We start from the raw sequence: 10,569 nt of genomic DNA, 5'->3' as shown, positions 1-10,569 counted from the left end.
CGCCCACACACCCCCCCCCGCCCGCGCGCGCCGCCCGCACCCGGGGCGCCCCCGGGGCCCCCCCCCCCCGCCCCCGCCCTGTCCCGGTGGGCGATACTGGGTTCGAACCAGTGACCCCTTCGGTGTGAACGAAGTGCTCTCCCGCTGAGCTAATCGCCCGGGAACGGACTGAACAATACAGAAGGCTCGGGGCTGGTTCAAACCGCTTCCGTTCCGGCTGCCAGACGGGCGGCGAGTCCGCGCCGTCCGGCCCGCATCATCAGACCGTGGTTGAGCCGGAACACCGGCCGCCCGGGCAGCGAGAGCCACCGCATGAGGGGCCGGCGGACCTCGACCTCCTGCTCGTACAGGGCCCGCGCGCCGCCGCGCCGCGGCCGGACGGTCCAGCGCGCCCAGCCCTCCAGGTCGCCGCGCAGGGCGACCTCCAGGATCCCGCGCGCGGGATCGCGCAGGAGCTCGTCGGCGCTCACGCGCAGGGTGAGCGGGAGCGCGGAGCGGATGAGGGCGGCGCCGCTCCCCTCGTCGTCGACGGGCGCGACGGCGCGGACCTGGGGCCACCACAGGGGATAGTCGTCGGCGCGTTCCAGGGCGGCGTAGACACGGGGGGCCGGGGCGGCGAGGTCCCACACGCTGCGGAAGCGGTAGCGGGTCCAGCGGTCTTGGGGACCGCCGCCGCGGGAGCCGGGGGGAGTCGCGCCGGGCGGAGTCGCGCCGCGGGGGTCGCGGCCGCGCGCGGGGGCCGCGGGGGCACGGCGGGGGGCTTCGGTGCGGGGAGGCACGGCGCCGGCACGACGGTTGCTCGGGTCCATGGACCCGAGTCTGGCGGGCGACGGGCACCCGCACCGCGTACTCAGGCGGAACTCCCCCGAGATGAGTACCCCCGCCCATGCCCCGGCCCCGCGCGCAGGAGCACAATCCGGCCATGGACATACCCCTGCCGCCGGCCGAAGAGCTCGCGCTCATCGACCGCGAACTGTTCCAACTCGACGCCCGGCGCCACTACCTGCTGAGCAGGCGGGAGTGGCTGCTGCGCGGGCGGGCCCCCCTCGCCTGGGGTGCGGCGGCGGCTCCGGCCGGGCCGAAGCCCCCGAAGGAGGCCTCGGCTCCGGGGGCGCAGAACGTGCTGCTGGCCCTGGGAGCCGTCCTGCTGGCGGTGGCGGCGCTCGCGTTCACCCTCCTCAGCTGGGGCTCGCTCGGCATCGCGGGACGCAGCGCCGTACTCACCGTGGTCACGGTGGCGGCGCTCGCCGCGCCCGCGCCGCTGCTGCGCCGGGGCCTTCGGTCGACGGCCGAGGCGGTGGGCGCGGTCGGCCTGCTGCTGACGGTGCTGGACGCGTACGCGCTGTACGCGGTCGGCATGCCGGACACCGACGGCACGGCGTACGCGGCCGGCGCGGCCGCGGTGCTGGCCGCGCTGTGGGCCGGGTACGGGCGGGCCTTGACGCGGCTGCGCATCCCGCTCGCGGCGGCGCTGCTCACGGCGCAGCTCCCGCTGCCGCTCGCGGCGCTGGCGGCCGGGGCCGGCGGACTGGGCCTGGGCTGGGCGCTGCTGGCCACGGCGGTGCTGGACGCGCTGCTCGCGCTGGTGCGGCCGGGCCGGTGGACCGTCTGGGCCGCGGTGGCGGGCTCAGTGACGGGCGGGGCCGCGCTGCTGACGGGGCTCTCGGAATCGGTGGCCCGCGGTACGACGGGAACGGGCTCCTCGGCTCTGGCCGCCTCGGCGCTGCTGGCGGCGACGGCCGCGGCGGGTGTGGCGGTCGCGTGGCGTCCGACGGGGCGGGCGGCCTTCGCCGCGGCGGGCGGCGTCGCGGCCGTGGCGGCGGTCGGCGGTCCGGTGGCTCCGGAGCTCGATCCGTCCTGGGCGGCGGTGGCGTACCTGGTGGCGGCGCTGGCGCTGCTGGCGACGGTACGGCTCCCCGCGCTCCCGGCCGCGGTCCGGCGCGGCCTCGCCTGGGCCGGTGCGGGGGTGGCGGCCCTGGCGGCGCTCTGGGGCGTGTCCTGGGCGGCGATGGTGCTGGTGGGGCGGCTGCGGGTGCTGGAGGAGGTGTGGTCGGTGACGACGCCGACCACGGCGGCCGCGGACGGACCGGGCCTGGCGCCGCTGGTGGCGCTGCTGCTGACGGCGGCGGCCGCGTGGTGGCTGGCCCGGGTGGTGCCGGAGCCGCACGGACCGGCCGCGTCGGCGGTGTCGGTGGCCCTGGGCTGGGCGGGACTGTTCACCGCCCCCGTGGCCCTGGGCCTGCCGCCCGGCGCGGTCTTCGCGGCCCAGCTGGCGGTGACGGCGGCGGCGGGGGTGCTCGCGTTGCGGACCCAGGCCCCGGACGGCGGCCGGGCCGTCGCCGCGGCCCTCTGCGCGACGGCCGGGGCCCTGAACCTGTCCGTGGCGGCCCTGGACGGCCGGCTGGCCACCTTCGGGGTGCTCGGGACGCTGGCGGCGCTCTGCGCGGCGGGGGCGGCGTACCGGCCCGGTGCGGCCTGGGCCCGGGCGGGGGCGGCGGCGCTCGCCGTCGGGTACGCGGCGGCGCTGGCGGTGGCCCTGGGCGCGCTGCTGGACCTCCCGGTGGCCTGGTGGGCTCCTCCGGTCCTGGCGGTCCCGGCGGCCGTGGCCGCCCTCGGACCCCGCCTGGGCCTCGTACGGGCCCCGGCGGAGGTCTCGGCGGCCGTCTGCGGGCTCCTCGCCGTGGCGCTGGCCGTCGGGTCCGGGCCGGTGCTCGCGCTGGCCCTGGCGCTCGCCGGGGTGGTCTGCGCGGGCGCGGCGGTGCGGCCGGAGCGCCGCGCGGCGGGCTGGGCCGCGGGGGTGCTGTTCCTGGCGGCGACCTGGGTGCGGCTCGCGGCCTCGGAGGTGACCGTGCCCGAGGCGTACACGCTGCCGGTGACGGTCCTGGCGCTGGCCGTGGGCTTCGTACGGCGGCGCCGGGACCCGCTGACCACGTCCTGGACGGCGTACGGACCGGGCCTGGCGGCGGGCCTGCTGCCGAGCACGGTCTCGGCGTGGGGCGACTCGCACTGGGTGCGGCCGCTCGTGCTGGGCGCGGCCGCCCTCGCGGTGACCCTGGCCGGGGCCCGGCGCCGGCTGCGGGCACCGCTGCTGCTGGGCGGGGCGACGCTGGTGGCGGTGGCGGTGCACGAGCTCACCCCGTACGTGGTGCAGGTCGTGGACGCGCTGCCCCGCTGGCTCCCGCCGGCGCTGGCCGGCGTACTGCTGCTGGCGGTGGGGGCGACCTACGAGAAGCGGCTGCGGGACGCGCGGCGGCTGCGGGAGGCGATCGGCCGGCTGACGTAGCCGGCCGGGGCGGCGCCGGGAAACGGCCGGATCGGGCCGGCGGCGGCGCCGGGCCCGGGCCCGGCGGTCCTCGAGGGGACCGGCGGGCCGGAAAACGCCAGAGGCCCGGAGACGGTGAAGTCTCCGGGCCTCTGGTCCGGGTGGGCGATACTGGGTTCGAACCAGTGACCCCTTCGGTGTGAACGAAGTGCTCTCCCACTGAGCTAATCGCCCGGACGCACCGCAAACATTACCGCATGTCAGCGGTGCTCTCCGCCATGGGCGGGCCCGCTCACTGGTCCTTGATGTTCCAGGGCAGCACCATCCCGTACTTCCACAGGTAGAAGCCGATCAGGGCGCCCGCGATCACGAGGCCGACGCTGGTCAGGATGATGTTGCGGCGGCGGACCTTCGGGTCCAGGGCCTTCTGCGCGGCCTCGCTGACCTTGCGCTTGGTCCAGCGCAGGGCGAGGTGCGCCCAGGCGAACTCGGTGGCCCAGATCGCGAGGCCCGCGAAGATCGCGACCCAGCCCGGGCCGGGCAGGACCAGCATCGCGACCCCGGCGCCGATGACGGCCAGGCCGACGACGAAGACCCCGACCTGCCAGCTCAGGTGCAGCCCCCGGCGGGCCTTGATGAAGGCCGGCGCCTTGGAGACGTGCTGCGCCTCGTCCTCGGCGCCGGAACCCTCGGCCCGGCCGTCGGCCTGACCGGTGGCGGACTCGTTGGCGGACTCGTTGGTCTCGCGGTCACTCCCCGTGTTCATGGGTCGAATCTACCCCGAGCTCGCAGCACACGTGAATGGTCGTTTGGATCCGCCGTCCGAGGGACCCAGAGGTCCGCAAAACGGTCAGAGGGGTTTACAACGGCACCGTAGGTGGCATGTCGATTTCGCCGACGTGCGAATCCCCGAGCGCACACTGAGCGAAAGGCCCTGGCGCTTATGAACACCACGGTCAGCTGCGAGCTGCACCTGCGCCTCGTTGTGTCGAGCGAGTCCTCACTGCCTGTTCCCGCGGGCCTGCGGTATGACACGGCCGATCCCTACGCCGTGCACGCCACCTTCCACACCGGCGCCGAGGAGACGGTCGAATGGGTATTCGCCCGCGACCTCCTCGCCGAGGGCCTTCACCGGCCCACCGGTACCGGCGACGTCCGCGTCTGGCCGTCCCGTAGCCACGGTCAGGGTGTGGTCTGCATCGCCCTGAGCTCACCGGAGGGAGAAGCACTGCTCGAAGCACCCGCACGAGCACTCGAGTCGTTCCTCAAGCGGACGGACGCCGCGGTTCCACCAGGAACCGAGCACCGGCACTTCGACCTCGACAAGGAGCTCTCCCACATCCTGGCCGAATCCTGAGCCAGGCCTGCGGAGCCAACCCTCTCCCGGCCACGGCCGGGGGCCGCACGACACCGTCCGACTCGGGGCGACGGTGCGCGGCGGACAACCACATACGGAAGTGCCGGCGCTGTCCCTGCGGAACCCACCCGCGGGGACGGCGCCGGTGCGCTCGGGGGGCGACCCGCTAGAGTCGGCCACCAGCGGCGGCGCAGACCGTCACCGCAGGCCCGGCCCCTGAGGGAGACCCCGTGCAGATCCCCCACGACACCCGTCGCGCGCTCGACGTCGTCGTCGCGCTGGTGAACACCTCGGCCGAGACGGACCATCCCGACGCCCTGGCGGACGTGACCGCGCTGCGCGCCTTCGTCCGCGAGTACGCGATCAGCGACGTCGGCGAGCTCGGTGCCCGCGACCTCGCGGGCGTGCGGACGGTGCGCGGAAAATTCGCCCAGGTGTTCGCGGCGCCGAACCCGCGGGCCGCCTCGGTGCTGATCAACGAACTGGTCGCGACGGCCGGGACCACTCCGCAGCTGACCGACCACGACGGCTACGACTGGCACGTCCACTACTTCGCGCCGGGCGCCTCGGTGGGCGACCACCTGGCGGCCGACGGCGGCATGGCGCTGGCCTTCATCGTGGTCTCGGGCGAGCAGGAGCGGCTGCGCCGCTGCGAGGCACCGGACTGCCGGCGGGCCTTCATGGACCTGTCCCGCAACCGCTCCCGGCGCTACTGCGACAGCCGCACCTGCGGGAACCGGCTGCACGTCGCGGCCTACCGGGCCCGGCGCAAGTCGGAGCTGGAGGCGGAGCCGGCCGCGGAGTCCGGATCACAGCAGGAAGAGGTCGTGCACGGCGGCCAGCAGCAGCAGGCCGCCGATCACGGCTAGGAAGATCATCAGGGGCGGCTGGGAGAGCGCGAAGAGGCAGCCGCGCGGCTCCTCGGCAACGGGGGCGGTGGCCGGCGCGGGAACGGCCGGCTCACCCTGCGATGTCTCGAGCATGTCGGGCCGATGATGGCGCAGGGCGCCCTCCTCCGGCGTTCAACACGCCACGTTCCACTCGCGAGTTCGCCGGATCCCGTCAGTTCAGGTGGTTCCGGCCTCAGATGCCGTGCTTCTTCAAGATCGCCTCGATGTCGGAGAAGTCCTCCCCGGGAGCGGCGGCCGGGGTCGACCGCGGAGGGGTCGCACCGCCGAGCGAGGGCGCGGAGGCGGCCGGGGCCACGGCGTCCCGGGCCGGACGGCCCTTGGCGGCCTTCGGCTCCTTCGCCGGCTTCTCCCCCGCGCCGGATCCGCGCCGCTCGATGGCGCGGGTGGTCATGAAGAGCACCCAGGCCAGCCCCAGCAACCCGAAACCGACCCAGACGGTCGGCTTGAAGACCAGCCCGGACAGCCACTGCACGACGCCCGTCATCACCAGGCCGACCGGCACCAGCGAGTACGCCGCGATCCGGGTGGCCGCGAGGAAACGCTTGCGGTAGGCGGTCAGCGCGGCGATGCCCAGGCCGGCCGCGGACACCGCGGAGCAAATGGTCTCGGCGAGCATGCGGGGCCTCCAGGGGCGGTGCGGTCGATCGGACCCGGCCGGCGGGCCGGGCGTTCTGTCCCTATCCATCCTGCACCGGCGGCCACCGTGGGGGCCATGCCTGGGGCCCGCCCCGGGCGGATCTCCGGGACATCTCCGGGTCGTCCCTCCTCCCCAGGTCCCGGTCGGTCGGCACGGGCACGGGCTGGGAGACTGTCCACATGACCGATTCCGTGATCCTCGACGTCTGGTGCGAACTCCAGTGCCCGGACTGCCACAGCGCTCTGGACGACGTACGCGCCCTGCGGGCCCGCTACGGCGACCGGCTCGACATCCGGCTGCGCCACTTCCCGCTGGAGAAGCACAAGCACGCCTTCGCCGCCGCGCAGGCCGCCGAGGAGGCCCTCGAGCAGGGGCAGGGCTGGCCGTACGTGGAGGCCGTGCTCGCCCGCACCGCGGAGCTCGACCGGCGCGGCGAGGCCGTACTGGTCGATGTGGCGCGTGAACTCGGCCTGGACGCCGAGGAGTTCGACACCGCCCTGATCGACGGCCGGCACATCCTGATCGTGGACGCCGACCAGGCCGAGGGCAAGGCGATCGGCGTGACCGGCACCCCGACCTACGTGATCGACGGCCAGCGCCTCGACGGCGGCAAGAGCCAGGAGGGCCTGCGCGGGCGCATCGAGGAGATCGCCGACCGGCTGCTCGCCACGGACTAGTGCCGCGTCGGGCAAGGTTTGCCCCTTGAGGAGCGGCGTCCGGTGCGTGCTTTCGGCGTGCCGGCCGCAAGCGCTCGTACGGGACGTACTTGGGCTTTCGGCCGGTGCGGCGAGCGTGCGTGCCGGGCGTCGCGACGGGGGCGGACGTCGCCCGACCCGGTACTAGACCAGATCCTTGGCGTAGTTGCGGTGGGTCGTGGCGTAGCCGAGGGACTCGTAGAGCCGCAGGGCCGGGATGTTGTCGCTGAAGACGTGGAGCGCCAGCACCCGGTGGCCGGCCTCCAGGGCCGTGCGTTCCGCGAGGAGCATCAGGTCCCGGCCGTACCCCCGGCCGCGGTGCTCCTCGGCGACCGCGACGTCGAAGACGTAGCACTCCCCGCCGCGCGGCGAGGTCCACACGGTGCCGACCCGTACGCCGGCCGCCTCGAGGACGCGCAGGCTGACGCCCGGGGTGGCCGGCCCCTGCGGGAGCAGGGACGCGTGGTCGGCCTCCGACTTCGCGAGCGCGGCCTCCCGGGACATGCCCCGCTCGACCCACCCCCGCGCGTATTCGGCCCGCTTCTCGGCGATCCAGGACGTGTACTCGGCCTCCGTCATCGCGCGGCCGGTGACCCCCTCGGACAGGGCGGGCGGCTCGGCCGGGAGTTCCTTGACCATGTTGCGGCTGTACTCGGCGTACCCCAGGGAGACGGCCAGGCGCAGCCCGCCCGGCGCATCGGCCGGGACGCTGACCCGGACCCGCCGGCAGCCCCATCCCCGCAGCACCTCCTCCGCGGCGAGCGCCGCCACGGTGGCGCGGCCGCGCCGGCGGTCGGGCTCGTCGACCTCGAGGTCGCGGATCTCGGCGACCGTCGGCCCGAAGGGGGTGTCCGTGGCGAGCAGCAGGGCGCCGACGCGCCTGCTGTTGACCCGGATCTCGTACGGGCGCGAGCGCGCGCCGCCGGTGCTCTGCTGAAGCGGCCCGCTCGGCCGCAGGGTGGTGGTCATCACTCGAGTTCTACCCGCCCCGCCGTCCGAATGACAGCGGGTTTGCCGGTATCGGACCGGGGCCAGGCCGGACCGGTGCCGCGGGCGGTCAGGACCGGGGGTCGCCGTCCTGGGCGGAACGGACGTCGAAGAGGCGCATGGCCTCGGCCGTGACGGGGCCGGGCGCCGTGCCCAGCTCGCGGCCGTCGATCCGTACGACGGCCTGGACATCGCGCAGCGAGGAGGTCAGGAAGACTTCCTCGGCCCGTTCCAGCACCTCGAAGGGCAGGTCGGTCTCCTTGGCCCCGGCCCACTCGGCCACGAGGGCGCGGGTGATGCCGGCGAGGCACCCCGAGGCCAGGGGCGGGGTGTGCAGTTCCCCGTCGAGGACGACGAACACATTGGATCCGGTGCCTTCGCACAGGCGGCCGACGGTGTTGGCGAAGAGGGCCTCGGAGGCACCGGCCCGGTGGGCGGCGGCCAGCGCGACCACGTTCTCGGCGTACGAGGTGGTCTTCAGCCCGGCCACGGCGGAGCGCTCGTTGCGCACCCAGGGCACGGTGACGACGGCCGTGGTGTCGGGGCGGCGGGTGGATCCGGCGAAGGCGACGATCAGCGTCGGACCGGCTTCTCCGCGGTCGGAGCCGAGCGGGGAGAGGCCGCCGGTGTAGGTGACGCGCAGCCGGCCGAGCGGGACCGGGTTGGCCTCCAGTACGGCCGCGCAGGCGCGGCGCACCTCGTCCTGGTCGGGATCCGGCAGGCCGAGGCCCCGTGCGGAGCGGGTCAGCCGCTCCAGGTGCCGGGTGAGCGCGAAGGCCTTGCCGTGCTCCGCCTTGAGCGTCTCGAAGACCCCGTCGCCGACGGTGAGGCCGTGGTCGAACACGGACACCCTTGCGTCGTCGGCGTCCCGCAGTGCTCCGTCGAGCCAGATCGTCACCGTACGGTCCTTCCGCTGTCGTTCGCGTACGCGTCGTTCGTCCCCGACGCTACCCGCAGCAGACGGGCCGCCTTGAGCTCGGTCTCCGCCCACTCCCGGTCGGGGTCGGAGCCCCAGGTGATCCCGGCGCCGGTGCCGAAGCACAGCCGGGGGCCGTCGGGGTTCCTCCGGTCGATCCAGAAGGTCCGGATGCCGACGGCGAGCTCGGCGGTGCCGCGGTCGGCGTCCACCCAGCCGATGCCGCCGCAGTAAGGGCCGCGCGGGGCGGTCTCCAGGGCTTCGATGATCCGCAGGGCGGAGGACTTGGGGGCGCCGGTGACCGAGCCGGGCGGGAAGGTGGCGGCGAGCAGCTCGGGCCAGCCGGCACCGTCGGCGAGTTCACCCGCGACGGTGGAGACGAGGTGGACCAGGCCCGGGTGCTCTTCCAGGGCACACAGCTCGGGGACCGTGACGGATCCGGTGGCGCAGACCCGTCCGAGGTCGTTGCGCACGAGGTCCACGATCATCACGTTCTCGGCGTGGTCCTTGGGCAGCAGGTCGGCGGCGGTGCGGCCGGTGCCCTTGATCGGGCCGGACTCCACGCGGCGGCCGGAGCGGCGCAGGTAGAGCTCGGGCGACGCGGTGGCGATCTCCACTCCGTGCGCCGGGAGGCGAATCGTTCCTGCATAGGGGGCCGGATTGCCGCGCGCGAGCAGCGCGGTCAGGGCGTCCACATCGGCCGCGCCGCCCGGACCGGGGCCCTCGGGCAGCGGCGCGGACATCACCCGGCAGAGGTTGGCCTGGTAGACCTCGCCCGCCGCGATGTGTTCGCGGATGCGGCGTACGCCGGCGACGTACGCGGCACGGCCGAGCGAGGAGGTCCACTGGTCGCTGTCGGGGCCGCGCCAGGCCCCGGGGACGGGCGCGGGCACCGGATCGGGGCGTACGTCGCCGAAGCGCGCGCAGACGAGACGGCCTTCGAAATCGGCGGTCACCGCCCAGAAGCCGCTGGAGTCGAGGGCACCGGGATCGCTGGTGACGTCGCGGAGATCGGTCGCGAGGAGGCCGCCGAAGCGGGCGAGGGGAGGCAGGTCGTGCACGGCTGCGAGTCTATGACCGGTGACGCGGTGGCGCCGGGGAGGCGTCTGCCGGGTGACCCGCGGTGATCGAGCGGCAGCACGCTGCGGAAACGCGTTTTTGAGCTGGCCCGGGAATCCGCTAGAGTTCAACTCGTCGCCAGGGAGCGAAGGGGGAAACCCCGGAGCGAACACGGTGACCTGCGGACGTAGCTCAGTTGGTAGAGCACCACCTTGCCAAGGTGGATGTCGCGAGTTCGAGTCTCGTCGTCCGCTCTGAGGTGGGGGATCATCTTCCCGAGGACCCCCTGCTTGCTCCTGGTGGAGTGGCCGAGAGGCGAGGCAACGGCCTGCAAAGCCGTCTACACGGGTTCAAATCCCGTCTCCACCTCCAAGGACGATTAGCTCAGCGGGAGAGCGCTTCCCTGACACGGAAGAGGTCACTGGTTCAATCCCAGTATCGTCCACTGGTCCGCAAGGATCCCCGCGCGATTAGCTCAGCGGGAGAGCGCTTCCCTGACACGGAAGAGGTCACTGGTTCAATCCCAGTATCGCGCACGCAGCACCTGCACTACGAGCACCACCTGCTTGACCTGCGGCTTCAGAGCCGTCCCGCGCGATTAGCTCAGCGGGAGAGCGCTTCCCTGACACGGAAGAGGTCACTGGTTCAATCCCAGTATCGCGCACCACCATCCGGAAGCCCCCGCCGGGCGCCCCCCGCGGGCGTGCGCGGGGCTGTGACGGACGAGCTCACTGGTGCTCTCGGT

At 74.4% G+C, this 10,569-nt stretch carries 11 protein-coding genes and 7 tRNA genes; 9 read left to right on the top strand and 9 right to left on the bottom strand.

The annotated features are described in order from the left end of the window. Nucleotides 1-87: 87 nt before the first annotated feature. Nucleotides 88-159: transfer RNA gene (locus ACWF9Z_RS24000), tRNA-Val, on the bottom strand. Between the two features lie 38 nt (nt 160-197). Further along, nucleotides 198-629, bottom strand: coding sequence for an SRPBCC family protein (locus ACWF9Z_RS23995; RefSeq protein ID WP_453605110.1), 432 nt, complete (start codon nt 627-629; stop codon nt 198-200). A gap of 293 nt (nt 630-922) precedes the next feature. On the opposite strand from ACWF9Z_RS23995, the gene ACWF9Z_RS23990 reads away from it, so the two are divergent. Continuing rightward, nucleotides 923-3,283: an SCO7613 C-terminal domain-containing membrane protein gene (locus tag ACWF9Z_RS23990; RefSeq protein WP_453605036.1), complete on the top strand. Its 2,361-nt coding sequence runs from the start codon at nt 923-925 to the stop codon at nt 3,281-3,283. A 141-nt stretch (nt 3,284-3,424) separates the two neighbouring features. Here the strand turns inward: ACWF9Z_RS23990 and ACWF9Z_RS23985 are convergent. Together ACWF9Z_RS23985 and ACWF9Z_RS23980 are read right to left on the bottom strand one after the other, a co-directional pair. Next, nucleotides 3,425-3,496 (bottom strand) — tRNA-Val (locus ACWF9Z_RS23985). Nucleotides 3,497-3,554: 58 nt separating this feature from the next. Then, nucleotides 3,555-4,028, bottom strand: coding sequence for a TIGR02611 family protein (locus tag ACWF9Z_RS23980; protein ID WP_453605034.1), 474 nt, complete (start codon nt 4,026-4,028; stop codon nt 3,555-3,557). A gap of 177 nt (nt 4,029-4,205) precedes the next feature. Here ACWF9Z_RS23980 and ACWF9Z_RS23975 point away from each other — a divergent pair, with 177 nt between their 5' ends. Both ACWF9Z_RS23975 and ACWF9Z_RS23970 read left to right on the top strand, forming a co-directional pair. Then, nucleotides 4,206-4,619, top strand: coding sequence for an SsgA family sporulation/cell division regulator (locus tag ACWF9Z_RS23975; RefSeq protein WP_030011909.1), 414 nt, complete (start codon nt 4,206-4,208; stop codon nt 4,617-4,619). A gap of 230 nt (nt 4,620-4,849) precedes the next feature. Next, a complete protein-coding gene (locus ACWF9Z_RS23970) occupies nt 4,850-5,488 on the top strand; it encodes a CGNR zinc finger domain-containing protein (RefSeq protein WP_453605031.1) in 639 nt (212 codons plus the stop codon). Here the strand turns inward: ACWF9Z_RS23970 and ACWF9Z_RS23965 are convergent. Then, on the bottom strand, nt 5,429-5,602 hold the full coding sequence (locus ACWF9Z_RS23965) for a hypothetical protein (protein ID WP_453605029.1): 174 nt from the start codon (nt 5,600-5,602) through the stop codon (nt 5,429-5,431). The two genes, ACWF9Z_RS23970 and ACWF9Z_RS23965, sit on opposite strands and share 60 nt — an antisense overlap. A gap of 100 nt (nt 5,603-5,702) precedes the next feature. Further along, nucleotides 5,703-6,146 carry a hypothetical protein gene (locus tag ACWF9Z_RS23960; RefSeq protein ID WP_453605028.1) on the bottom strand — a complete coding sequence of 148 codons (444 nt, stop codon included), beginning with the start codon at nt 6,144-6,146 and terminating at the stop codon, nt 5,703-5,705. Between the two features lie 200 nt (nt 6,147-6,346). Between ACWF9Z_RS23960 and ACWF9Z_RS23955 the strand changes: the two genes are divergently transcribed. Next, nucleotides 6,347-6,844, top strand: coding sequence for a DsbA family protein (locus ACWF9Z_RS23955; protein ID WP_453605026.1), 498 nt, complete (start codon nt 6,347-6,349; stop codon nt 6,842-6,844). Between the two features lie 162 nt (nt 6,845-7,006). On the opposite strand, the gene ACWF9Z_RS23950 is transcribed toward ACWF9Z_RS23955, so the two are convergent. The 3 genes from ACWF9Z_RS23950 to ACWF9Z_RS23940 form a co-directional block, all read right to left on the bottom strand. After that, nucleotides 7,007-7,831: a GNAT family N-acetyltransferase gene (locus ACWF9Z_RS23950; protein WP_453605024.1), complete on the bottom strand. Its 825-nt coding sequence runs from the start codon at nt 7,829-7,831 to the stop codon at nt 7,007-7,009. Between the two features lie 88 nt (nt 7,832-7,919). Further along, nucleotides 7,920-8,747, bottom strand: a complete 828-nt coding sequence (locus ACWF9Z_RS23945; RefSeq protein WP_453605023.1) for an aminotransferase class IV — start codon at nt 8,745-8,747, stop codon at nt 7,920-7,922. Further along, nucleotides 8,744-9,826, bottom strand: coding sequence for a chorismate-binding protein (locus ACWF9Z_RS23940; RefSeq protein ID WP_453605019.1), 1,083 nt, complete (start codon nt 9,824-9,826; stop codon nt 8,744-8,746). Before ACWF9Z_RS23940 ends, ACWF9Z_RS23945 begins: the two co-directional genes overlap by 4 nt. Before the next feature lie 179 nt (nt 9,827-10,005). On the opposite strand from ACWF9Z_RS23940, the gene ACWF9Z_RS23935 reads away from it, so the two are divergent. From ACWF9Z_RS23935 to ACWF9Z_RS23915, 5 genes are all read left to right on the top strand, one after another. Beyond that, nucleotides 10,006-10,078 (top strand) — tRNA-Gly (locus ACWF9Z_RS23935). A gap of 44 nt (nt 10,079-10,122) precedes the next feature. Then, a tRNA-Cys gene (locus ACWF9Z_RS23930) sits at nt 10,123-10,196 on the top strand. A gap of 1 nt (nt 10,197) precedes the next feature. Further along, nucleotides 10,198-10,269 (top strand) — tRNA-Val (locus tag ACWF9Z_RS23925). 19 nt (nt 10,270-10,288) lie between these two features. Then, nucleotides 10,289-10,360: transfer RNA gene (locus tag ACWF9Z_RS23920), tRNA-Val, on the top strand. A 56-nt stretch (nt 10,361-10,416) separates the two neighbouring features. After that, nucleotides 10,417-10,491, top strand: a tRNA-Val gene (locus ACWF9Z_RS23915). The last annotated feature ends 78 nt before the right edge of the window (nt 10,492-10,569 follow it).

The sequence above is a fragment of the Streptomyces sp. NPDC054961 genome (assembly GCF_053609145.1).
Note: the sequence above shows the minus strand (reverse complement) of the source record. Positions and strands in the feature narration are given on the sequence as shown.